Genomic DNA, 22648 nt, shown 5'->3' on the forward strand with positions numbered 1-22648 from the left:
GTCAGACGGGCGGCACCGCCAGGATCGCCGCACCCTTGGCGCCGGACAGCGGGTTTTGGTCCGCCGGCAGGTCGTGCAGGTGGCAGGCGGAGACATGCCCCTCCCCCATCGCGTCAGCCACCGGCCGCAGCGGCGGCTCCTCGGTGCGGCAGCGATCGAAGGCGTAGGGGCAGCGGGTGTGGAAGCGGCAGCCCTTGGGTGGGTTGATCGGGCTCGGCACGTCGCCCTTCAGGATCACCCGCTGGCGCTGCACGCCGGGCGTCGGCTGCGGCACGGCGGACAGCAGCGCCTCGGTGTAGGGATGCTTCGGCGCTCCGAACAGGCTCCGCCGCGGCGCCACCTCGACGATCTTGCCGAGATACATCACCGCAACCCGGTGGGTCATGTGCTCCACGATCGCCAGGTCGTGGCTGATGAACAGCATCGCCAGGCCAAGTTCCTTCTGCAGATCCTGCAGCAGGTTGACGATCTGCGCCTTCACCGAGACATCGAGCGCGCTGACAGCCTCGTCGCAGATGATCAAATCCGGCTCACCGGCCAGCGCGCGGGCGATGCCGATGCGCTGCCGCTGCCCGCCGGAGAATTCATGCGGCCAGCGGTTGATGGCATCCTTCGGCAGCCGCACCTTGTCCATCAGCGCCACCAGCCGCGCCTCAAGGTCCGCGCTGTCCTTGGCGATGCCGAAGTTGCGGATCGGCTCGGCCAGGATATCCCGCACCCGCATGCGCGGGTTCAGCGAGCTGAACGGGTCCTGGAACACCACCTGCATCCGCCGCCGCAGCGGCCGAAGCGTGCCGTTCGGCAGGTCATCGATCCGCTGCCCGTCCAGGATCACCTGGCCATCGGTCAGCGGAAACAGTCGCAGCAGCGCTTTGCCGACGGTCGACTTGCCGCAGCCGGATTCACCCACCAGCGACAGCGTCTCCCCCTTCGCAATATCGAAGGAGATGCCATCCACCGCATAGACCTTGGCGGTGACGCCGCCGAAGAACCCGCCATGGATCGGGAAGTGCTTCTTTAGGTCGTTGACCTGCAACAGGGGCGCACTCATGCAGCCAAGGCTCCCTCGCGCAGTGCGTAGTGGCAGGCCGCGACATGCCCCGGCGCCTTTTCCTCCAGCGCCGGCGCCACATTGACGCAAAGATCGGTCGCATGCGGGCAGCGGCTGGCGAAGACGCAGCCCGGAATCTTCTGCTTCAGGCTCGGCACCAGCCCGGGAATCTCCGACAGACGCTGCGCCTCCCCAGTCAGGGAGGAGCCCAGCTTCGGTACGGAGCCCAGTAGACCCTGGGTGTAGGGATGCCGCGGCGAGGCGAACAGCGGACCCACCGCCGCCTCCTCCACCTTCTTGCCGGCATACATCACCACCACCCGCTCTGCGACTTCCGCCACGACGCCGAGGTCATGCGTGATCAGCACGATGGCGGCACCGACGCGGTGCTTCAGGTCGCGCATCAAATCCAGGATCTGCGCCTGGATCGTCACGTCCAGCGCCGTCGTCGGCTCATCCGCGATCAGCAGCTTCGGATTGCAGGCCAGCGCGATGGCGATCATCACGCGTTGCCGCATGCCACCCGAAAGCTGGTGCGGATACTCCTTCACCCGCCGCTTCGCCTCCGGAATGCCGACGAGGTTCAGCATCTCGACAGCCCGGTCCTCGGCCTGCTGCGCGGACATGCCCTGGTGCAGGCGCAGCGTCTCGCCGATCTGGCGGCCCACGGTCAGCACCGGGTTCAGGCTGGTCATCGGCTCCTGGAAGATCATGCTGATCTCGTTGCCGCGGATCGCCCGCATTTCCTTGTCGGTCGCTTCCAGCAGGTTCTTGCCGTTGAAGCGGATGGCGCCGGCGATCTTGCCGGGCGGCTCGGGGATCAGCCGCAGGATGGACATGGCGGTCACGGATTTCCCGCAGCCGCTTTCGCCCACGATCGCCAGCGTCTCCCCGGCATTTACATGGAAGGTGACGCCGTCGACGGCACGGTTGATGCCATCGGGCGAACGGAAATGCGTCTGCAACGCATCGACTTCGAGCAGTGCCATTTCAGAGCCTCTTCGCCATGCGCGGATCGAGCGCATCGCGCAGCCCGTCACCCAGCAGGTTCACCGCGAGCACGGTGATGGACAGGAACAGCGCGGGGAAGAACACGATGTAGGGCTTCACCTGCCACAGCGCCCGCCCCTCCGCCATGATGTTGCCCCAGGAGGGGATGATCGGCGGCGTGCCGGCGCCGATGAAGGACAGGATCGCCTCCGTGATCATCGCACTCGCGCAGATATAGGTCGCCTGCACCGTCAGCGGCGCCAGCGTGTTCGGCAGGATGTGCCGGATGATGATCATCGGCGTACGCGTGCCCGACGCGACGGCGGCATCGACGTAGGGCTGTTCGCGCAGGGACAGCACCACGCCGCGCACCAGACGCGAGACGCGCGGGATTTCCGCGATGGTGATGGCCAGCACCACGTTGCCCACGCTGCCGCGCGTCAGCGCCATCAGCGCGATCGCCAGCAGGATGGAGGGAATGGACATCATGCCGTCCATGATTCGCATGATGATGCTGTCCGCCACCCGGATGAACCCGGACACCAGCCCGATGAACAGGCCGATGGCCGAGGCGCAGATGGCGACGGCAAAGCCAACGGTCAGCGAAACCCGCGCGCCGTAGAGGACGCGCGAATAGATGTCTCGCCCGAGCATGTCGCTGCCGAACCAGAACTGCGCCGATGGCTCGCGCGTGCGCAATGCCGGCGCCAGCGCTGTCGGATCCTTGCTGGTCAGGAACGGCGCGAAGACCGCGATGAAGACCATCAGGAAGACCAGGAACCCGCCGATGGCGATGGTCGGGTTGCGCCGGATGAAGCCGAACACGCCACCGCGCGCGCGGACGGGGGGCATGATGTCCCGCATCGGGACGGCGGCGTTGACACCCGGTGGAAGGGTGCCGGGGGGCAGCCCGGCGGCGGAGCCGCCCTGAAAGGTTGCGGTGCTCAATACCGGATCCTCGGGTCGAACAGAGTGTAGGCCAGGTCGATGGCAAGATTGACCAGCACGTAGACGAAGCTGAACAGCAGTATCACGCCCTGGATCACCGGGTAGTCCCGCCGCAGGATCGCGTCCACCGTCAACCGCCCAAGCCCTGGAATAGCGAAGACGCTCTCCGTCACCACGGCGCCGCCAATCAGCAGCGCGACGCCGATGCCGATGACGGTGATGATCGGCACCGCGGCGTTCTTCAGCGCATGCAGGAACAGGATCGCCCTCTGGCCCAGCCCTTTGGCCTTGGCCGTGCGGATGTAGTCCTGCTGCAGCACCTCCAGCATGGTCGCGCGCGTGATGCGGGCGATCAGCGCGATGTATACGGAACCCAGCGCCACTGCCGGAAGGATGAGGTTCTGCAGCCAGGGCCAGAAGCCGCGCGCGAAAGGCGTGTAGCCCTGCACCGGCAGCCAATCCAACTCCAGGGCGAAGATGTAGGCCAGAACATAGCCGACCACGAACACCGGCACGGAGAAGCCCAGCACGGCAAAGCCCATCACCGCACGGTCGATTGCCGTTCCCTGCCGCCACGCGGCGAGGACGCCCATCGGTACCGCGATGGAGACCGCCAGGATCAGCGTCACGATCATCAGCGACAGGGTTGGCTCGATGCGCTGCTGGATCATCGTGCTGACCGGCAGGTTGGTGAAGATCGAAACGCCCAGGTCACCGCGCGCGATGTCGAACACCCAGGCGCCGAACCGCACCAGGTACGGCCGGTCCAGGCCCAGGCTGGCACGGATGCGCTCCACATCGTCCGGGGTCGCCTGGTCGCCCGCGATGACCGCCGCCGGGTCGCCCGGGGCGATGTAGAGAAGCGAGAAGACGAACAGTGCCACGATCGCCATCACGGGGATGGTGGCTAGGACTCTTCGGACAATGTAGGCGAACATCCGCTTGTCAGACCTTTCAGATCAGAAAGTCGGCCGGGCCGGCGCGAACGCCGGCCCGTACCATGCAGGGTCAGGTCTTGTTGACACCCCAGAAGAACGGCAGCGGGCCCTTCTGGATGCCGCTCACGTTGCTGCGCCAGGCGGTGTAGCCCAGGAAGAACCCGGTCGGTGCATACACCACGTCATCCATCGCGGCGGTGTTGACCTTGTCCATCGCGACCTTTTCCGCCGCGGCGTTCGGCGCGTTGAACCACTCGACGACACCGTCCTCGACACCCTTCGATTCCGGCCAGCCGAACCAGGCTTGCTGCCCGGTGCCGCGCACCGCGTTGTAGGCGGCCGGGTTCACGCAGTCCGCGCCGGCGTGCCAGGTATGGAACATGCTCCACCCGCCCGAATTCGGCGGGTTCTTCATGGCGCGCCGCTGGCCCGTGGTGCCCCAGTCGGTGGCGACAAAATCGACGTTCATGCCCATCCGCTTCAGCAGGTCCGCGGTGATGTCGCCCTGCGCCTTCGTGATGGGCTGGTCCTGCGCCACGATGCAAACGACCGGTTCGTTGTTGTAGCCGCCTTCCTGCAGCAGGCGCTTCGCCAGGTCCATGTTGCGCGGGCCCTTCAGGATGTCGCCGCCGGCTTCCGTGTAGGCCGGCGTGCCGGGTGTGAAGAAGCCCGGCAGCGGCTTCCACAGCGCATCGTCGGTGCCGACGAGGGCGCGCATGTAGTCCTCCTGGCTCATCGCCGCGAGAACCGCCTGGCGGATCTTCCTGGAGTTGAACGGAGCGTGCAGGTGGTTCATCCGGAAGCTGCCGATATTGCCGAGCGGGTCGGCGATATCCAGGCGGATGTTCCGGTTGCGGCGCATCAGCGGCACCAGGTCGGTGATCGGGTTCTCCCACCAATCCACTTCGCCGTTCTGCAGCGCCGCGACAGCGGTCGCCGGGTCCGGCATCACCACCCACTCGACGCGGTCGACGCCCATGACCTTCGGACCGGACAGCCAGCTCACCGCACCCTCGCGCGGCACGTACTGGTCGAACTTCTGGAACACCGCGGTGGCACCCGGCACCCATTCGTTGCGCACGAAGCGCATCGGGCCGGAGCCGACATACTCGTCGATCTGCGTGAAGCTGTCGAACTTCGTCGCGATCCGTTCCGGCATGATGAAGCAGATCGGCGTGTTGGTCTTGCCGAGCGCGTACTTCAACTTCGGGTAGGGGCTGCCCAGCACCCAGCGGAAGGTGGTGTCGTCCACCGCCACCAGCTCCTTCTGGATGGCGCGCACCATCTGCCCCATCGGGTCGCGCGGCGCCCAGCGGGCGATGGAGGCGACGACGTCCTTCGCCAGCACCGGCGTGCCGTCATGGAAGCGCAGGCCGGCGCGCAGCTTGAACGTCCAGGTCAGGCCGTCCTGCGATACGGTCTCGCCCTCCACCATCTGCGGCAGCGGCTCCAACTTGTCGTTCACGCCATACAGCGTGTCCCACACCATGGCGGAGGCGTTGCGCACGACATACTGCGTGCCCCAGATCGGATCGAAATTGGCGAGATTCGCCTGCGGCACGAAGCGCAGCGTGCGCGCCCGCGCACCCTGCGACAGCGCCGGGGCGCCATACCCACCCGCCGCCGCGAGCGTACCGGCACCGATGCCGGCCTTGAGGAATGACCTGCGTTCCATTCTTTGAAGCCCCTTGTCCCAGACGCCCTGATTTCGGGCAGCCTGCCTTATCCCTGTGCGATGCGCCAGCGTCCCAGGAGGTTGAACATGGGATGGCGCACACAGCCCGATGGCGTTGCACACATCGTGCCATGTGGCAGGCTCAGGCGCGGCGCACGCCCCAGAACAGCGCGGGGCCGCCCTTCACCACGCCTGTCAGGCTGCGGCGATAGGCCATGCGCGGCAGCACCTGGCCGAGTGGCAGGAACGGCACCTCCTGCCACACCACGCGCTGCATCTCCTCGGCGATGCGCTTTTCGGCCGCCAGGTCCGGCGCTTCGAACCAGGCTTCCCGCAGTTCCTCCAGGCGCGGGATCGTCGGCCAGCCTGCCCAGGCCGCGGCGCCGTGGCCACGGATCGGCTGGTGGCTGCCGGGCACGGAGACGTCGAAGCCTTCCCACGTCGTGCAGAAGGCGTTCCAGCCGCCTTGATCCGAAGGCCCACGGTTGGTGCGGCGCTGGATATGCGTGCCCCAATCCATCGCCTGCAGATCGACGTTGAAGCCGATCCGCCGCAGCAGATCCGCAGCCACCTCGGACAGGTTCTGCAGCACCGGGATATCGCTGGCGGACAGCATCGCCACGCGCTGCCCGGAATAGCCGGAAGCGCGCAGCGCCGCCCGCGCCGCCTCTAGGTTGCGCGGGCCCGACAACACCTCGAGCCCCGCATCATTCGCCAGCGGCATCCCCGGCGTGAAGGCGCCGGCCGGCACGCGGGACATCGCCGGATCGGTGCCGATCGCCGCATCCATGAAGGCCCGCTGGTCCAGCGCAGGCAGGATGGCACGGCGCACCGCTGCGTTGTCGAAGGGCGGGTGCAGGAAGTTGAAGCGCAGCACGCCGAGGTTGCCGGCGCCGTTCACCAGATCCACCACGATATCGCGGGTGCGGCGCAGCAGCGGCAGCAGATCCGCCAGCGGCGTCTCCCACCAATCCACCTCGTTGTTCTGCAACGCCGCGGCGGCGGTGGAGGGGTCGGGCATCACCCGCCATTCCACGCGGTCGAAATGCACCGGCTTGCCACCGGCCAGGAAGTCGCTCGGCTCGTCGCGCGGCACGTATTCGTTGAACTTGGTATAGATGACGCGGTCGCCAGGGCGGAACTCGTCGCGGACGAAGCGGAACGGCCCGCTGCCGGTGTAGTCCTGGATCTGCTGGAACGGATCCGTCTGCGCGACCCGTTCCGGCATGATGGCGCAGATGTTCGCGGATGGCTTGCCGAGCGCGAAGGCCAGCCCGGGCCAGGCCTTCTTCATGCGGATCTCGAAGCGCGTGTCGTCCAGCGCCCGCATGCCGTCCAGCAGCCCATCCAGCCGCTGCCCCAGCACGTCCCGCTTCGCCCAGCGCGCGATGGAGGCGACGCAGTCCCGCGCCAGCACCGGCGCGCCGTCGTGGAAGCGCAGACCCGATCGCAGCGTGAAGGTCCAGCGCCGCCCTTCGTCGGAGATCTCGTGCCCCGCCGCCATCTGCGGCTTTGGCTGGAAGTCCGCGCCGAGGCCATACAGCGTGTCGTAGATCATCAGCCCGTGGTTGCGGACCACGACGGCCGTCGACCACACCGGATCGATGTTCGACAGGTTGGCTTGCGGCACGAAGCGCAGCGTCCCCGCCTGCGCCTGTGCCGATGCCACACGCGGCGCCGCCAATCCGACTCCGGCCGCCACCATCATCCCACGCCGCGTGATCATCTGCGTCAGCCCTTGCCGATGTTCCAGAACACGGTGGCCGGCGCGCGGAACACGCCGGTGACGTTGCGCCGCCAGGCGCTCGGTTGCCAGTAGAAGCCGAGCGGAATGTAGTACATCGACTCCATCGCCTTGGCGTTCAACTGCTCCGCGATGAGGCGGCTCTCGGCGGGATCACCGGTCTGCACCCACTCCCCGCGCAGACGCTCGATCTCCGGCTCGTCCGGCCAGCCGAACCAGGCATTCGCCGCATTGGCGCGCAGGAACAGGTGGTACACCGGCAGCGCCAGCGACTGGCCGGAGGAGGTGGTGTGGATGATGCTCCAGCCGCCACGCTCCACCGGTTCCTTGCTGGCGCGCCGCTGGACCAGCGTGCCCCAGTCAGTGGAGATCAGCTCCAGGTTCATCCCCAGGCGCGTCAGGATGTCTGCCGTCACCATCGACAGCGCGTTGATCTGCGGATAGTCGCCCGGGGCGATCAGCACCACCTTCTCGCCGTTGTAGCCTGCCGCGGCGAGCGCCGCCTTGGCTCGCTCGATGTTGCGCGTCTTCAGGATCTCGCTGCCGGATTCATTGGCCAGCGGCGTGCCGCAGGTGAACACACCCTCGCACACGCCCCAGCCATCCGCGTCATTGCCCGCGACCGAGCGCAGATAGTCGCGCTGGTCCACCGCCATCGCAACCGCACGGCGGATGGCCGGGTTGTTGAAGGGTGGCTGCAGCGTGTTGAAGCGGCAGACACCATAGGTGCCGTCCAGCAAGCGCTGCTGCACCACCATCTCCCGGTTCCGCCGCATCAGCGGCAGAAGGTCGTGCAACGGATATTCCCAGTAATCCTGCTCGCCCTGCATCATTGCGTTGGCGCTGGTCGCGGGGTCGGTGATGATGGTCCACTCGATGCGGTCGATGTTCGGGCGACGGCCGCCGGCCAGCCCGTCCACCGCCTCGCCGCGCGGCACATAGCCGGCGTTCTTTTCCCACACCGCACGCTGCCCGGGATTCCATTCGCCCGGCACGAACTTGAACGGCCCGCTGCCGACGGTGTCGCGGATCTGCGTGAAGGCATCCGTGCTGGCGATGCGTTCCGGCATGACAAAGCAAGGAAACTGCGTCTGCCCCAGCGCCATGGTCAGTAGCGGCACCGGCCGGTGCAGGCGGAAGCGGAAGCGGCGGTCATCCAGCGCCTCCACCTCTGCGACATTGCCGATCAGCACCTGCATGAACGGATCGCGGCGCGCCCAGCGCTTGATGGACGCCACCGCATCCTTCGCCAGCACGCGTTCGCCATCGTGGAAGGCGAGACCCTCGCGCAGCGTGAAGGTCCAGGCGAGCTTGTCGTCCGAGACGGTCCAGCCTTCCGCCATCTGCGGCTGGATCTCGCCCTTGCTGTCCTGGGCGCAGATCTGGTCGTAGATCATGAACGCGTGGTTCCGCGTCACCACCGCCGTCGTCCAGACCGGGTCCACCGAGGTCAGGTTCGCCTGCGGGATCACCCGCAGGCTGCGCGCCGCCCCACCTTGCGCCGAGACCACATTCGGTGCCGCCACCATCGCGGCCGAAGCCGCCATCAACCCACGCCGACCGATCATCTTCACTCTCCCGCCCGAGACTTGATGCCGAGGAAACTCAGTCGCGCTTGATGCCCCAGTACAGCGCCAGTCCCGGCACGCGGCCAGACAGGTTGCTGCGCACCGCGGTCAGCGACTTGTAGGCGCCGACCGGGATGTAGGGCAGCTCGTCCATCGCCACCTCCTGCATCTCCCGACCCAGGCGCTGCTCCGCTGCCAGATCCGGCGCCTCGAACCAGGCATCGCGCAGTTCCTCCAGCCTGGGGATCGAGGGCCAGCCGAACCAGGCGCCGGTGCCGTTGCCGCGCAGCGGGAAGTGTGCCGCGGGATTGGCGAAGTCGAAGGAGGAGAAGGCGGTGAACAGCATGCTCCAGCCGCCGCTCTCCACCGGCTCGCGCGAGGTGCGCCGCTGCACCGTGGTGCCCCAATCCGTCAGCACGATGTCGGCGTTGAAGCCGAGACGGCGCACCAGATCCGCACCCACCTGCGTCATCGCCGAAGGCGCCAGGATATCGGTGGGCCCGATCAGCCGCATCGGCGCGTTGGTGTAGCCTGCCTCCCGCATCAGCGCCTTGGCACGATCCAGGCTGCGCGGTCCCATCAGCGGCGCCATGCCGGCGTCGTTGCCCAGCGGCGTGCCGGGTGTGAAGAAGCCGGTCTCCGCATTGAAATTCTCGGGGTCGGTGCCGACGATCGCCTGCATGAAGTCGGACTGGCTGATCGCCGGCAGCATCGCCTGGCGCAGCTTCTTGTCGTTGAACGGCGCGTGCAGGTGGTTGAAGCGCAGGATGCCGGTCAGCGGCAGCGGGTCGATTGCCTCGATCCGCACGTTGCGGTTGCGCCGAAGAAGCTGCTGGATCTCCGGCGGCGGCTGCTCGTACCAGTCGATCTCGCCGGTCTGGATCGCCGCGGCGGCGGTCGCCGCATCGGTGATGATGTGCCATTCCACCCGGTCGAAATTCACGATCTTCGGCCCTGCTGTCAGGCTCGGCATGCCGCCCTGCACCGGCACGTAGTCGGGGTTGCGCGTGTACACCACGAGGCTGCCGGAGTTGTACTCGTCCGGCTTGAAGCGGAACGGGCCGCTGCCCACCGCCTCGCGGATCTGCGTGAAGGCATCTGTGCTCGCGATCCGCTCCGGCATCACGAAGGCCGGGCTGTTGGAGACCTGCGCCAACGCCGCGAACAGCAGCGGGAAGGGCCGCTTCAGGCTGAACTGCACGCGCTTGTCATCGAGCGCGGACACCGCATCGGTCACCGTCGCCAGCTTCTGGCCGAACGGGTTGCGCTTCATCCAGCGGGAGACGCTCGCCGCCACGTCGCGCGCGAGCACCGGCGTGCCGTCGTGGAATTTAAGCCCGTCGCGCAGCGTGATGATGATGCGCCGCCCGCCATCCTCCGCGACATGCCCCGCCGCCATCTGCGGCTGCGGGCGGAACTGTGCGTCCATCCCGTACAGCGTGTCATAGATCATGTGCCCGTGGTTGCGGGTGATGTTCGCCGTGGTCCAGATCGGGTCCAGGCTCGTCAGGTTCGCCTGCGGGACCATCTTCAGGACGCGGTTCTGCGTCGGCTGCGCGATTGCGGCATGTGGCAACGCGCTGGCCCCGCCGATGGCAGCGCCCGTCTTCAGCAGTGTCCTGCGAAGCATCCTGTTCTCCCGTTCAAGCCATTCCCGGGAGGATCAGACCAGCCCTTGCGGTATCCCGCAAGCCGCAAGCTAGGCTGGCGGCGGCCCAGATGCCCCGGGCGGCTCGCGCGGCTCTGGCGGCTCGGGCGGCACCGGAAGCTCCGGCGCATCGGTGCGGAGCGCGGAGACGCAGCCGAACCAGTCGCGGCCGGAGATGCCGGCATCCGGCACCGTCACGGACAGCACGCGCGTGCCCGGCCGGCTGTAGCGCAGCGTGCCGCCGGCCAGCAGCGCGCGGATGCGCCGTTCGCCCGCCGCATCCAGCCGCCGCGTCACGCGGGATTGGCTGGCGGGGAAGCGGAGTTGCCAATTGCCCTCCGCGCCGCGGAATGCCACCTGGCTGATCCGCCGCCCGCTCCGCGCTTCATAGGACAGCTCGCGCCCCGGCCCCGCCGCCACCGCCAACGTCGCCGCGTCCTGCTCCAGCGATGCGCTGCACACGCCATTGGCGATACTGAAGGACCAGGCGCCATCCGCCTGCACCACCGGTTCCGCCGGCGCCGGGCGTGGCGGCAGCACCACCCGCGTACCGACCGGCTGGGGCTGCGCACAGGCCACCAGCAGGGCGGGCAGGAGGACGGGCAGCAGCAGCGCCAGGCGGCACGAAAACCTCATTCACCAGCCTCCAGGACCGTAAAGCGCGACCAGCGCCCTGCCGCGTAGCGAGGCCCATCACGAGACACCAGCGTGACCCGCCAGGCATAGCCGCGCGCGGCCGTCACCGGCACCGCGTGCCGGTCCGATTGCGGCGCGTAGCCCGAGAACACCTCCTGCCATGCACCTTCCTCCAGCCCCATCACCTCGACGAAACAGCATGGCGAGGCGCTGGTTGCCGCCGGCAGGCGCCAGCGCAGTTCCACATCCAGGGGCAAGCGCGCCGCCGGCAGAAGCGCGCCGGGGGCCGGGGCTTCCGGCTCCGGCGCCGCCAGCGTCGCAAGCTCGGGCACCGGCATCTCACGCGCAGCGGGCCGCCCGCTCGGCGCCGGCAGCGCCCATTCGACGGTGCCCGGCCGTGGCAGGGGCGCGCCGTCCGGCACCCTGCCCAGCCGGTGCGCCTGTGGCGCCTGGCCAGCCCGCGCGCCAATCGCGAGCGCCATATCCCGATCCTCGAGGAAAAAATAGCGCAGAACCTCCTCCCCGCTGGCCTGGGAGACCGGGAACGGCGCCGCGACCGTCCGCCCGGCGGTGCGCAGGGCCGCGGCCAGGGTCTCTCCCCGCGCGGCGGCGTTCGCATCGCCGCGTGGATAGGTCAGCACGATGCGCGCCGGCGGAGCCACCGGCAGCACCGGGACAACGTCCGGCGCCTCGGGTGTCACGACCGGCGGCGGCGTCGGGTCGGCCCGGTCCTGCTCCTGTGCCTGGGCGACCGGCATAACCTCCGACCCCGCGCCGCCGCGCAGTGCACCAGCCGAGCCCGGGCCGAGCATCACCCAGGCCCCAGCCGCGCCAATCAGCCCCAGAACCACGCCGGCGACCAGCCAGGGCAGGATGCCACCGGACCGCTGCGCAGCGATTTCCTGCGGCGCGGCAGCAGCCGGCGGCGGCGGTTCCGGCATGGCTTCCGGCACCTGCTCCGGTGCCGCTTCCGGCACCTGCTCCGGTGCCGCTTCCAGGACCGGCGGCGCCGATGCGAGGACGGGGGCGGCCGGCCGGGCCGGTGCAACGGCCGTGCGTGGGGGTTCGCTCACCCTCACCCGCACCGCCGACAGCGCATGCATGCCGGCCGCGCTGCGCACATGCTCGCCGCTGACCGCCTGGGCCTTCTCCAGCCCCGCGATGAACAGGCTGCTGCCGACCAGCACGTTCAGCAACCGCGGCACGCCGGCCGATTCAAGCCCCAGCGCCGCCACCGCATCCGGCCCCATGCGGGAGGCTGGAACCTCCAGCGCCGCCAGCCGCGCCGCGACATACCGCTCCACATCCTCGGCCCGAAGCCCTGGCAGCCGCACCACCCGGTGCGGAACCTCCTCCAGCCGGGCGGCGAAGGCCGGCAGCGCCGCCAGCACCGCGACCCGGTCCGGTGCCGCCGCCAGGGCGGCCAGGCCGGCATCGTCGATCCGGCCGGCCTCGTCGACCAGCAGGACCGCCGCGGCTTCTGCGCCGGTGGCCTCGTCGCCGGTGGCCTCGTCGCCGAAGTCGAGCCGCTGCACCACCAGGCCATCCGCGCGCAGCTTGCGTTCCAGCGAATCCAGCATGAGCGTCTTGCCGACGCCTGGGCCACCGAGCAGCGCCACCACGCCGCCCCCCTGCCGCACCGCGGCCAGCAGGGCCGCCTCCGCCGTCTCCCAGGCCTCATGCCGCAGTGGCCGGGCCGCATGGACGCCGTGGCTGGTCGGCGGTGGCGGGCCGGGTTCTGCGGCGACGGGCTGGCTGCACATGCGGGCTTCGCGACTTCTATCTGGTCGAGGTTGGTCCTGCGGCCAGCCCACCGGCTGCGGACCCGCAGGTCGCCCAGATCCTGGGCAGACCCGACCATATAGCTTCCGCATCCATTCCCGCAGCTTGTGCGGGATCAGGATGTTGTGCGCGGCGAACCAGGCCCCCGCGCCGATCCGCCTTCGGGCCTGCCCTCAGCTCCGCTGCACGTTCCAGAACAGCGGCAGGCCCTTCAGGACGCCGGTGATGTCGCGGCGGTAGGCGGTCGCCTGGAAATACTGGCCGAGCGGCAGGTAGGGGACCTCCTGGAACGCCACCTCCTGGATCTGCCGTGCGACCGCCTGCTGCGCCGCCAGGTCCGGCGCCTCGAACCACGCCGCGCGCAGCTCCTCGATCCGCGGGATTGTGGGCCAGCCGAACCAGGCCTGCTGGCCGTGGCCGCGCAGGCTCTGGTGGACGCCAGGGTTGAACATGTCGAGGCCGGACCAGAAGGTGAAGAACATGTTCCACCCGCCCCGCTCCGGCGCCTCCCGGCTCGCCCGCCGCTGCACCACCGTGCCCCAGTCGGTCGAGACATATTCGACGTTCATGCCGGCGCGCTGCAGCATGTCGTTGCCGACCTGCGCCAGCGCGTTCAGCGACGGGAAGTCGGAAGCCGCGATCAGCGTCACCTTCTCCCCGTTGTAGCCGGCGGCGGCGAGGTCCGCCTTCACCTTGTCCATGTTTCGCGCGCTGGTGACCGCCTGGACCCCGACGTCGGAGGCCATGGGCGTGCCCGGCGGGAAGAAGCCGATCCCCTCCCGCCACAGGCTGCGGTCGGTACCGATCACGGCGGTCATGAAGTCCGCCTGGTTCACCGCGCCCAACAGCGCGCGGCGCACCGCCGGCTTGTCGAAGGGCGGGTGCAGGTGGTTGAAGCGCGCAACCGCCATCAGCCCCGTGGGGTCGGGGATCTCCAGCACGACGTTGCGGTTGCGGCGCAGCAGCGGCTGCAGGTCGCCGGTCGGCTGTTCCCACCAGTCCATCTCGCCGTTCTGCAGCGCCGCCGCGGCGGTCGCGGCATCCGGCGTCACGTGCCATTCGACGCGGTCGAACTTCGCCACCTTCGGCCCAGCGGTCCAGCTCGCCTCGCCGCCGGTGCGCGGCACATAGTCGGCGAAGCGCTCATAGACCACGCGGGCGCCTGGAACCCGTTCCCTGGCGACGAACCTGAACGGGCCGCTGCCGATCAGGTCGCCGGTCATCGGCGTAGTGGGCGACTGGCTGGCCAGGCGCTCCGGCATCATGAAGGCGACGGGGGTGGAGGGCTTACCAAGCGCTTCGAACAGCAGCGGAAACGGCTTCTTCAGCCGGAACATGATGGTCTTGTCGTCGGATGCCGTCAGCTCATCGGTCTGCGCCAGCAGGACCTGGCCGAGCGCATCGCGCGCCCCCCAGCGGCGGATGGAAGCGACGCAATCGCTGGCTTTCACCGGCGACCCGTCATGCCATTTCAGCCCGTCGCGCAGCGTGATGGTAACGCGCTTGCCGTCATCCTCCACCGTATGGCCCTGGGCCATCTGCGGCTGCGCCTTGTAGTCGGCGTCGAAGCCGTACAGCGTATCCCAGATCATGTAGGCATGGTTGCGGGTGACATAGGCGGTGGTGACGATCGGGTCCGTCACCGCCAGGTCCGCCTGCGGGATGAATTTCAGCACCCGCGATGCCGCCGCCGCACCCTGCCCGTAGGCAGGCGCGCTCAAGGACCCGCCAAGGGCCGAGGCGCCCAGCGCCGCGCCGGCGCCGGCCATCAGATGACGTCGCAGCATTTTTCGAAGCTCTCCCAAAGCCCGCGGCGACAGGCCGCGACATTCCCAGGCGGCGAAGGGAACAGGCTTCCGCTGCCCGATGCAAGGCCCGCTTTTATGGACGGTGCCCGAAGCCCAAAGCCGGCTGTTCCGCCGTCTCCACCCACACCGCCTTGGACTGCGTATAGGCGGCCAGCGCCTCCTGCCCCGAGGACCGGCCATGCCCGCTGGCGCCAAAGCCGCCGAAGGGAACGCTGACATGGATGGTGCCGTAGCCATTCACCCAGAAGCTGCCGGCCCGAACGCCCGCCGCCACCCGATGCGCCCGGCCGAGGTCCCGTGTCCACACCGCGCCGGCCAGGCCGTAGGGCGTGGCATTCGCCAGGCGCACCGCCTCCGCCTCGTCCTCGAAGGGAATCGCGGCGACCACCGGGCCGAAGATTTCCGTCTGCGCCGCCGCTGAATCGTTTGTCAGGCCGGCGAGGATGGTCGGCATCACCCAGAACCCGTCCCGCGGCAGCGCCTCCGGCCGCGGCGCCGCCAGCGCCTGCGCACCCTCCGCCACGCCCGCGGCCACCAGCCCCGACACATGCGCGAACTGTCGTGCGGTCGCCACCGGCCCGGCCTCCGTTGCCCTGTCCAGCGGATCGCCCAGGCGGATCTTCGCCGACGCCGCGGCCATCAGCTCGATGAAACGGTCATGCACCGGGCGCTGGACCAGGAGGCGCGACCCGGCGACGCAGCTCTGCCCGCTGCTGGCGAAGATCGCCTGCTGCGCGCCCTGCACCGCCGCCGGCAAATCGGCATCCGCGAAGACGATATTGGCGGACTTTCCACCAAGCTCCAGCACGCAGGGGATCATCCTCGCCGCACAGGCCCCCGCGATGCGGCCGGCACTCGCGGCGCCGCCGACGAAGGTCACCATCGCGACCTCCGGTGCCGCCAGCAGTGCCTCCCCGGTCGTGGCCCCCAGCCCCGCCACCACCTGCACCAGGCCGCGCGGCAGTCCCGCCTCCACCGCCAGAAGGCCGAAGGCGATGGAGGTCAGCGGCGTGTATTCCGAGGGCTTCAGCACCACGGCGTTTCCCGCGGCAACGGCGGGCAGCACGTTCCAGCCGCAGGTGAAAAGGGGCGCGTTCCAAGGCGTGATCGCCAGCACCACGCCCATCGGCTCCCGCCGGATGATCACCGTGTGGCCGGAGGGGACCGGCACCGTGCGGCCTTCGATCTTGTCGCACCAACCGGCCCAGTATTCCGCCATCTCCGCGACGCGGGCCACCTGCGCCTGGCAGTCGCGCATGGGCTTGCCGGCATTGGCGGATTCCAGCCGGGCCAGCGCCTCCGCATTCTGTCGGATCAGCCCGCCGAGTGCCCAGATGCGCCGCCCGCGTTCCGCCGCGGACAGTGCCATCCAGGCCCGCTGCGCCCGCGCCGCGCCCGCCGAGGCCTGCCGTGCCACGCCCATCCCGGCATCGGCGTAGGACAGCATCGGCAGCCCGGTCGTCGGGTCCTCCAGGCAGATGGGCGCGCCCTGCCCGGCCAGCACCTCCCCTTCCACCACGCTGCCAATTCGGCCGCCGAGCAGCCGCGCCACCTCCGCCTCCAGCACCCGTCCCGCCTGGAACATCACGCGCCCTCCAGGATGGCCGCCGGTACGCGGTTGAAATCCGCGGCGTCCGAAGCTTCCGCCGCCTGCCACCGCGCGGCCGCCTGCCCGCAGACCGGCAGGACCGCCCCGACGCTGTCGGCGAGTTCGAGTGCCAGCCGCACGTCCTTGCGCATCAGCCCGGCCGAGAATCCCGAATCATAGCCTTCCGAGAGGATCCAACGTGGAAAGTTCACCTCCGTCGCCGCGGAGCGCCCAGAGGCGGCATTGACCACCGCCAGCAGGTCCGCCGGCTCGACGCCCGCGAGGCGCCCAAGCCGCAATGCCTCTCCGGCCACCGCCAGATGCGTCGCCACCAGCAGGTTGTTCACCAGCTTCGCCACCTGCCCGGCGCCCGGCCCGCCGACATGGATCAGCTTGGCCGCCACGCGGTCCAGCACCGGCCGCGCCCGCGCGATCGCCGCTGCGTCGCCGCCCAGCATCATCGCCAGGCTGCCCGCCGCCGCCCCGGCCGGGCCGCCGGATACCGGCGTATCCAGGTAGTCCATGCCCCACTCCGCCGCCGCCTCGACGAAGCGCCGGGCCGCCAGCGGGTCGAGCGTCGAGGTATCCGCCAGGACGGCCCCCTTCGGCAGCGCCGGGAACAGCGCGGGCAGCACCGCCTCCACCGCCCGGTCATGCGGCAGGGACAGGATCACCACGGGCGCCGCCACCGCCTCGACCGAGGCCGCGACCGTCACGCCGCGCGCCGCGGCGGCCTCGCAGCGTGCCGCATCCAGGTCGAAGCCGAGGACCTCGGCGCCGGTCTCCACCAGCCGCCCCGCCATCGCCAGGCCCATCTGGCCCAATCCCACCACACCGACCCGCATGCGAATCATTCTCCGAGAAGCCGCCGGAAGGCTCGCAGCCCGGGCCCAGCCGGGCAAGTTGCCGCGTTTTGGTCACGCTCTCATGGTCTACGCCGCTGCGCCCTTGATGCCGCGCCGGGGTTCAAGCCTGCCGGTGTCCCGCCATATCCCACACCCATGGAACGAACATGCCCGCACGCGCCGCCGAAGCCCTGATCGAGCGCGCCCTGGCGCGGCCCCTGGGTCCGCACCGCGCCGCGGGCCTGGTGCAGTTCCTGCGCTTCGGCGTGGTGGGCACGGTGGGGTTCGTGGTCGATACGGCGGTGCTGTACGCTGGCCTGGCACTGGGCCTCGGGCTGTACTCCGGCCGCGCGGTGTCCTACCTCGCCGCCGCCACCACCACCTGGGCGCTCAACCGCGCCTGGACCTTCCGGGCGGAGGGGCCTGCACAGCCCCTGGCGCGGCAATGGGCGCTGTTCCTGGTCGTCAACCTCGTCGGCTTCGCCTTCAACTACGGCACCTATGCGGTGCTGATTGCCTTCGTCCCGGCCGTTGCCGCCGCCCCGGTGCTGGGCGTGGCGGCCGGCGCATTGGCCGGCATGGTCGGCAATTTCATCCTGTCCCGGCGCTTCGTCTTCGCCGCCCCCCGGAGCCCTTCCTGACCCATGGCCGCGCCCCGCATCGCCGTCCTGATCCCCTGCTACAACGAGGAAGTCGCCATTCCCGGCGTCGTCGCGTCCTTCCGCGCCGCGCTGCCGACCGCCACGATCCATGTCTATGACAACAACAGCAGCGACGGCACCGCGGCCGCCGCCCGTGCCGCCGGCGCCGAGGTCCGGCGCGAACCGCAGCAGGGCAAGGGCCATGTCGTGCGCCGGATGCTGGCGGATGTGGAGGCCGACCTCTACGTTCTGGTCGATGGGGACGGCACCTACGACGCCGCCGCCGCGCCGGGCATGATCCGTCGCCTGCTGGAGCACAGGCTGGACCTGGTCACCGGCACGCGGGTGACGGAGGAGAAGGCCGCCTACCGGCCCGGCCATGTTCTCGGCAACCTGCTGCTCACCGGGATGGTCCGGCTGATCTTCGGCAACCGCATCACCGACATGCTGTCGGGCTACCGCGTCTTCTCCCGCCGCTTCGCCAAATCCTTCCCGGCGCTTGCCGAGGGCTTCGAGACCGAGACGGAATTTACCGTCCACGCGCTGGAATTGCGCATGCCGGTGGACGAAGTGCCTACCACCTACGGCGCCCGGCCGCCCGGAAGCACGTCCAAACTCAACACCTGGCGCGACGGCTTCCGCATCCTGAATGCCATCCTGCTGCTGGTCCGCCGGGAACGACCGCTGCCGTTCTTCGGGCTGATTGGCCTGGCGCTCGCCATGACGGGACTTGGCTTGGCGGTTCCGGTGGTGCAGACCTTCCTCGGCACGGGACTGGTGCCGCGGCTGCCGACCGCCGTCCTGTCGATGGGCCTGGTGCTTCTGGCCAGCCTCTCACTGGCCTGCGGCCTGATCCTGGATACCGTCACGCGCGGCCGGCTGGAGGCGCGTCGGATGGCCTACCTCGCTATCCCTGCGCCAGATTTCGCGCATGAAGCCTTCAGCAACGAATCTTCCCGGAACTTTCCATGATGCAGTGTTTTCATCACGATTGTTTGTTGGACCCGTCGCGCATGCTAAGAGGCCGCTCAGCGGTGACTTCCCGTTGCAGTTTCGCGCAGGGCACACGGACCATCCCATGTCAGGAACCGAGATGAGGCAGCTCCAGCAAGCGCCGGAGGCACGGCCGGTGGAGGCGCATGCGGTCGATCCGCGTCCCACGGAGGCGCGCCCGGCCGAGATCCGGCCCGTGGTGCCTGGCCTGTCCCTGCCGCCACCCGCCGCACCCTGCCTCGAGGATTTCCTGACGGGCCGGGAGGATGACCGCCTGCGCGATCTTCTCGCCTTCGCCATGGCGGTCGAGGCTGGCCGCCCGACGGAGCCCGAGGCTATGCGCGGCAAGGCGGAGGCCGAGCTCCAGGCGCACGCCTTCCGCACCCTGCACAACCAGGCCGAGACCATCCGGCTGGAGGCGGCGCGTGAGCAGTTGTCGCGCAGCGGCCGGTCGCTCGGCTTCACGGGCAGCTTTGCCGCAAGCCTGCTGGCCCTGCTGTTCGGTGCATCGATCCTCCTCGTGCTGTGGTCGCAGCGCGCCAACCTGATGCCGCTGCTGCCGGCGGGGATCCTGTGAGCATGTCCCGCCCCATGCCGCTGCTGCCCGGCGCGCAGGAACGAGCGCCAGATACCGTACTGTCGCGCGCCATCTCGGCCAGCCGGCGGCAGCTCGTCGGCGTCGCGCTGTTCAGCGGCGTGGTGAACCTGCTGCAGCTCACCGTCTCGCTGTACATGATGCAGGTCTTCGACCGCGTCCTCGGCTCCCGCAGCATCGACACGCTGTACTACCTGACGCTGATCGCGATCTTCGCGCTGCTGGTCATGGCAATCCTGGACGGCCTGCGCGGGCAGGTGATGCAGCGCCTGGCCTCCTGGATCGAGGGCAAGGTCGCGCCCGAGGCCTTCCTGCGCGCCATTGAATCCCAGCTTCGCGGCCGACCCTACCGGATGGAGGCGCTGCGCGACCTCGGCGCCTGCCGCGCCTGGCTCGGCTCCCCCGCCTCGCTCACCGTCTTCGACGTGCCCTGGGTGCCGATCTACCTGGCCGTCATCTTCGCCCTGCATCCGATGCTGGGCTGGATCGCGCTGGCCGGGGCGGCGATGCTGTTCCTGCTGACGCTGGCCAATGAATGGGCCACGGGCTCGCTGGTCCGGCAGGCCAGCACCGCGTCCATCACCAGCCAGCGCCGCGCGGAGAGCATGGTCCGCAATGCGGAGGTGATCGACAGCATGGGCATGGCGCCGGCCGTGCTGCAGCGCTGGCGCGAAGGCCTCGCCTCCTCGATGCCGCCGCAGGAACGCGCGGCGGACCGCGCCGCCATCCTGCTGTCCATCACCCGTTTCTCCCGCCTGGTCGTGCAGGTCGGCGTGCTCGGCGTCGGCGCCTACCTGGTGCTGGAACAGCAGCTGACCGCCGGTGCCTCCATCGCCGCCTCCATCATCATGGGCCGCGCCCTGGCGCCGGTGGAACAGATGATCGGCGGCTGGAAGCAGCTGGTGCAGGCCCGCCAATCCTATCGCCGCCTGCTCGGCTTCCTGGCGCAGCCACGGATCCGGCCGCCGGGCATGGCGCTGCCGGCGCCGGAAGGCCGGATCTCCGCCGAGCGCGTGACCTTCGGCTTCCCCGGACAGGCGGTCGCCATCATCAAGGGCGTCACCTTCAACCTGTCCGCCGGCGAGAGCCTGGCCATCATCGGACCGTCGGCCGCCGGCAAGACCACGCTGATCCGCCTGCTGATCGGCACGCTGGCACCCGCCGCCGGCACCGTCCGCCTCGACGGCGCCGACGTCTTCACCTGGCAGCGGGAGGATTTCGGCCGCTACGTAGGCTACATGCCGCAGGATGTGGAGCTGTTCGACGGCACGGTGATGAAGAACATCAGCCGGATGCGGGAGGAACCGCCGGAGACGGTGTTCGAGGCCGCTCGGCTGGCCGGGTGCCACGAGATGATCCTGCGCCTGCCGCAGGGCTACGACACCGAGATCGGCGATGGCGGCCAGCACCTGTCAGGCGGCCAGCGGCAGCTCATCGGCTTGGCGCGCGCCATGTTCGGCAATCCGCGCTTCGTGGTGCTGGACGAGCCTAACTCCAACCTGGACGGCGACGCCGAGCAGGCCTTGATCCGGGGGCTGGAGGCGCTGAAGGCAAACGGGACGACCGTGATCCTGGTCTCGCACCGCCCGACCCTGGTGCAGGGTGTCGACAAGGTGCTGCTGCTGCGCGACGGCGCGGCGGAGGCCTTCGGCCCGCGTGCCGAAGTATTGAAGCGCCTGGCCCAGGGCAGCCGCCCCCAGGAAATCGTCCAGCAAGCCCGTACGGCCGGAGGCGAGCGATGACCAGTTTCGCCGGAGGCGAGCCATGAGCAGCAGCATCCCGATCGGCCAGATCACCCCGGTTCCGGCACCGACGCCCGCGCCGAGGGGCCAGGCCCTCGCACCGCGGCCGGCCGGCGGCCCGCCCGCCCTGTGGCAGCCACCCGAGGATGCGTTGATCCTGGACGCGCCGCGCCCGCGCACCGGCGTGCCGATGACGCTCGGCTACCTCATCACCTTCGTCTTCGTCATCGGTCTCGGCCTGTGGGCCAGCCTGCTGCCGCTCGCCGAGGCCTCCATCGCCCCCGGCCTGCTCAAGGTCGAGGGCACCCGCCGCACCGTGCAGCATTTCGAGGGCGGCATCGTGCGCGACATCCTGGTCCGCGACGGCGACATCGTCACAGCCGGGCAGGTGCTGATGCGCCTCGACCAGCCGCAGGCGGCGCAGACCACCGAGACCCTGCGCAGCCAGCGCTGGGCGCTGCTGGCGCAGGATGCGCGCCTCGCCGCCGAACTCGACGATGCGCGCGAGATCGCCTTTCCCGCGGACCTTCTCGCTTCCCGCGATCCGAGGGCGGAGGAGGTCGTCACCGGCCAGCGGGCGCTGTTCCAGGCGCGCAAGCAGGCGCTGGAAAGCCAGATGCAGGTGCTGCATTCCCGCATCGACCAGCACCGCGCCACCATCGCCTCCGCCGAGGGCCAGATGGACGCCCAGCGCCGCATGCTGGTGCTGCTGCGGGCGGAGGAGACCAACACCGCGCAACTGCTGCGCCAGGGCCTCGCGCGCCTGCCGCAGTTGCTGGCGCTGCAACGCCAGGTCGCCTCGGTGGACGGCAACATCGCGGACATCACCAACCAGATGGTCCGCTCCCGCGCCCAGATCGAGGAATCGGAGCGCGAGATGGAACGCATTACCACCCAGCGCACCCAGGAAGCCTCCACCGAACTGCGTGAGGTCCGGGTCCGCCTCTCCGAGACCGACGAGCGGCTGCGCGCCGCGCAGGATGTCTCCACCCGCCTCGAGATCACAGCCCCCGAGGCCGGCACGGTGCTGAACCTGCGCGTCTTCACCGTCGGCGCCGTGCTGCGCCCCGGTGACCCGGTGCTGGACCTGGTGCCGACGCGCGACCGCATCATCGCGGAGGTGCATGTCCAGCCGAACGACATCGACGTCGTCCACACCGGCCTGCAGGCGGAGGTGCGCCTGCCTGCCTTCAAGCAGAGGCTGGTCCCCTTCCTGCACGGCCACGTCACCTACGTCGCCTCCGACGTCACGGAGGATGAACGCCGCGGGACCAGCTTCTACCGCGTGCAGATCCAGCTCGACGAGGACCAGATCCGCGCGGTCGAGGGCATCACCCTGCGCGCCGGCATGGCGGTGGAGGCGCAGATCCAGACCGGCGAGCGCACCTTCGCCCGCTACATGCTGCAACCGTTGATCGACAGCTTCCACAGGGCGTTCCGGGAGCAGTAGTGCAGT

At 69.6% G+C, this 22648-nt stretch carries 18 protein-coding genes; 5 read left to right on the forward strand and 13 right to left on the reverse strand.

Annotation, left to right across the window (positions count from 1 at the left end; all coding sequences use genetic code 11):
- Position 1: 1 nt before the first annotated feature.
- The 13 genes from ACLF3G_RS19285 to ACLF3G_RS19345 form a co-directional block, all read right to left on the reverse strand.
- Positions 2-1051: an ABC transporter ATP-binding protein gene (locus ACLF3G_RS19285; RefSeq protein ID WP_430671023.1), complete on the reverse strand. Its 1050-nt coding sequence runs from the start codon at positions 1049-1051 to the stop codon at positions 2-4.
- Complete coding sequence (locus ACLF3G_RS19290; RefSeq protein ID WP_430671024.1) at positions 1048-2040, reverse strand: ABC transporter ATP-binding protein; 993 nt, start codon at positions 2038-2040, stop codon at positions 1048-1050. Before ACLF3G_RS19290 ends, ACLF3G_RS19285 begins: the two co-directional genes overlap by 4 nt.
- Before the next feature lies 1 nt (position 2041).
- On the reverse strand, positions 2042-2989 hold the full coding sequence (locus ACLF3G_RS19295) for an ABC transporter permease (protein ID WP_430671025.1): 948 nt from the start codon (positions 2987-2989) through the stop codon (positions 2042-2044).
- Positions 2986-3927 (reverse strand): ABC transporter permease, encoded by a 942-nt coding sequence (locus tag ACLF3G_RS19300; protein WP_430671026.1) that lies wholly within the window; start codon positions 3925-3927, stop codon positions 2986-2988. Before ACLF3G_RS19300 ends, ACLF3G_RS19295 begins: the two co-directional genes overlap by 4 nt.
- A gap of 70 nt (positions 3928-3997) precedes the next feature.
- Positions 3998-5602, reverse strand: a complete 1605-nt coding sequence (locus ACLF3G_RS19305; RefSeq protein WP_430671027.1) for an ABC transporter substrate-binding protein — start codon at positions 5600-5602, stop codon at positions 3998-4000.
- A gap of 142 nt (positions 5603-5744) precedes the next feature.
- On the reverse strand, positions 5745-7328 hold the full coding sequence (locus tag ACLF3G_RS19310; protein ID WP_430671028.1) for an ABC transporter substrate-binding protein: 1584 nt from the start codon (positions 7326-7328) through the stop codon (positions 5745-5747).
- 5 nt (positions 7329-7333) lie between these two features.
- Positions 7334-8914 carry an ABC transporter substrate-binding protein gene (locus ACLF3G_RS19315; protein WP_430671029.1) on the reverse strand — a complete coding sequence of 527 codons (1581 nt, stop codon included), beginning with the start codon at positions 8912-8914 and terminating at the stop codon, positions 7334-7336.
- Positions 8915-8951: 37 nt separating this feature from the next.
- Complete coding sequence (locus tag ACLF3G_RS19320; RefSeq protein ID WP_430671030.1) at positions 8952-10544, reverse strand: ABC transporter substrate-binding protein; 1593 nt, start codon at positions 10542-10544, stop codon at positions 8952-8954.
- Positions 10545-10613: 69 nt separating this feature from the next.
- On the reverse strand, positions 10614-11198 hold the full coding sequence (locus ACLF3G_RS19325; RefSeq protein WP_430671031.1) for a hypothetical protein: 585 nt from the start codon (positions 11196-11198) through the stop codon (positions 10614-10616).
- On the reverse strand, positions 11195-12961 hold the full coding sequence (locus ACLF3G_RS19330) for a hypothetical protein (RefSeq protein ID WP_430671032.1): 1767 nt from the start codon (positions 12959-12961) through the stop codon (positions 11195-11197). The genes ACLF3G_RS19325 and ACLF3G_RS19330 overlap by 4 nt, the downstream gene beginning before the upstream one ends.
- A gap of 192 nt (positions 12962-13153) precedes the next feature.
- Complete coding sequence (locus tag ACLF3G_RS19335; RefSeq protein ID WP_430671033.1) at positions 13154-14767, reverse strand: ABC transporter substrate-binding protein; 1614 nt, start codon at positions 14765-14767, stop codon at positions 13154-13156.
- Positions 14768-14861: 94 nt separating this feature from the next.
- Positions 14862-16373 (reverse strand): aldehyde dehydrogenase family protein, encoded by a 1512-nt coding sequence (locus ACLF3G_RS19340; RefSeq protein WP_430671034.1) that lies wholly within the window; start codon positions 16371-16373, stop codon positions 14862-14864.
- Entirely contained in the window at positions 16373-17230 is an 858-nt protein-coding gene (locus ACLF3G_RS19345; RefSeq protein ID WP_430671035.1) for an NAD(P)-dependent oxidoreductase, read from the reverse strand. Before ACLF3G_RS19345 ends, ACLF3G_RS19340 begins: the two co-directional genes overlap by 1 nt.
- 158 nt (positions 17231-17388) lie before the next feature.
- On the opposite strand from ACLF3G_RS19345, the gene ACLF3G_RS19350 reads away from it, so the two are divergent.
- The 5 genes from ACLF3G_RS19350 to ACLF3G_RS19370 all read left to right on the forward strand — a co-directional run bounded on the left by ACLF3G_RS19350 (position 17389) and on the right by ACLF3G_RS19370 (position 22642).
- Positions 17389-17862: a GtrA family protein gene (locus tag ACLF3G_RS19350; RefSeq protein WP_430671036.1), complete on the forward strand. Its 474-nt coding sequence runs from the start codon at positions 17389-17391 to the stop codon at positions 17860-17862.
- Between the two features lie 3 nt (positions 17863-17865).
- Positions 17866-18834, forward strand: coding sequence for a glycosyltransferase (locus ACLF3G_RS19355; RefSeq protein ID WP_430671037.1), 969 nt, complete (start codon positions 17866-17868; stop codon positions 18832-18834).
- 121 nt (positions 18835-18955) lie between these two features.
- On the forward strand, positions 18956-19432 hold the full coding sequence (locus ACLF3G_RS19360) for a hypothetical protein (protein ID WP_430671038.1): 477 nt from the start codon (positions 18956-18958) through the stop codon (positions 19430-19432).
- Between the two features lie 2 nt (positions 19433-19434).
- A complete protein-coding gene (locus ACLF3G_RS19365; RefSeq protein WP_430671039.1) occupies positions 19435-21192 on the forward strand; it encodes a type I secretion system permease/ATPase in 1758 nt (585 codons plus the stop codon).
- 22 nt (positions 21193-21214) lie between these two features.
- Complete coding sequence (locus tag ACLF3G_RS19370; RefSeq protein WP_430671040.1) at positions 21215-22642, forward strand: HlyD family type I secretion periplasmic adaptor subunit; 1428 nt, start codon at positions 21215-21217, stop codon at positions 22640-22642.
- Positions 22643-22648: the final 6 nt, after the last annotated feature.

The organism is Falsiroseomonas sp. HC035 (assembly GCF_050563525.1).
Taxonomy (GTDB): domain Bacteria; phylum Pseudomonadota; class Alphaproteobacteria; order Acetobacterales; family Acetobacteraceae; genus Falsiroseomonas.

What these genes read in the sequence shown, in the direction of transcription:
- ACLF3G_RS19325 (WP_430671031.1), bottom strand. Translation starts at nt 11,198, where the DNA reads ATGAGGTTTTCGTGCCGCCTGGCGCTGCTGCTGCCCGTCCTCCTGCCC.
- ACLF3G_RS19360 (WP_430671038.1), top strand. Translation starts at nt 18,956, where the DNA reads ATGAGGCAGCTCCAGCAAGCGCCGGAGGCACGGCCGGTGGAGGCGCAT.
- ACLF3G_RS19305 (WP_430671027.1), bottom strand. Translation starts at nt 5,602, where the DNA reads ATGGAACGCAGGTCATTCCTCAAGGCCGGCATCGGTGCCGGTACGCTC.
- ACLF3G_RS19350 (WP_430671036.1), top strand. Translation starts at nt 17,389, where the DNA reads ATGCCCGCACGCGCCGCCGAAGCCCTGATCGAGCGCGCCCTGGCGCGG.
- ACLF3G_RS19315 (WP_430671029.1), bottom strand. Translation starts at nt 8,914, where the DNA reads ATGATCGGTCGGCGTGGGTTGATGGCGGCTTCGGCCGCGATGGTGGCG.
- ACLF3G_RS19290 (WP_430671024.1), bottom strand. Translation starts at nt 2,040, where the DNA reads ATGGCACTGCTCGAAGTCGATGCGTTGCAGACGCATTTCCGTTCGCCC.
- ACLF3G_RS19345 (WP_430671035.1), bottom strand. Translation starts at nt 17,230, where the DNA reads ATGATTCGCATGCGGGTCGGTGTGGTGGGATTGGGCCAGATGGGCCTG.
- ACLF3G_RS19300 (WP_430671026.1), bottom strand. Translation starts at nt 3,927, where the DNA reads ATGTTCGCCTACATTGTCCGAAGAGTCCTAGCCACCATCCCCGTGATG.
- ACLF3G_RS19320 (WP_430671030.1), bottom strand. Translation starts at nt 10,544, where the DNA reads ATGCTTCGCAGGACACTGCTGAAGACGGGCGCTGCCATCGGCGGGGCC.
- ACLF3G_RS19365 (WP_430671039.1), top strand. Translation starts at nt 19,435, where the DNA reads ATGTCCCGCCCCATGCCGCTGCTGCCCGGCGCGCAGGAACGAGCGCCA.
- ACLF3G_RS19285 (WP_430671023.1), bottom strand. Translation starts at nt 1,051, where the DNA reads ATGAGTGCGCCCCTGTTGCAGGTCAACGACCTAAAGAAGCACTTCCCG.
- ACLF3G_RS19335 (WP_430671033.1), bottom strand. Translation starts at nt 14,767, where the DNA reads ATGCTGCGACGTCATCTGATGGCCGGCGCCGGCGCGGCGCTGGGCGCC.
- ACLF3G_RS19355 (WP_430671037.1), top strand. Translation starts at nt 17,866, where the DNA reads ATGGCCGCGCCCCGCATCGCCGTCCTGATCCCCTGCTACAACGAGGAA.
- ACLF3G_RS19330 (WP_430671032.1), bottom strand. Translation starts at nt 12,961, where the DNA reads ATGTGCAGCCAGCCCGTCGCCGCAGAACCCGGCCCGCCACCGCCGACC.
- ACLF3G_RS19340 (WP_430671034.1), bottom strand. Translation starts at nt 16,373, where the DNA reads ATGTTCCAGGCGGGACGGGTGCTGGAGGCGGAGGTGGCGCGGCTGCTC.
- ACLF3G_RS19370 (WP_430671040.1), top strand. Translation starts at nt 21,215, where the DNA reads ATGAGCAGCAGCATCCCGATCGGCCAGATCACCCCGGTTCCGGCACCG.
- ACLF3G_RS19310 (WP_430671028.1), bottom strand. Translation starts at nt 7,328, where the DNA reads ATGATCACGCGGCGTGGGATGATGGTGGCGGCCGGAGTCGGATTGGCG.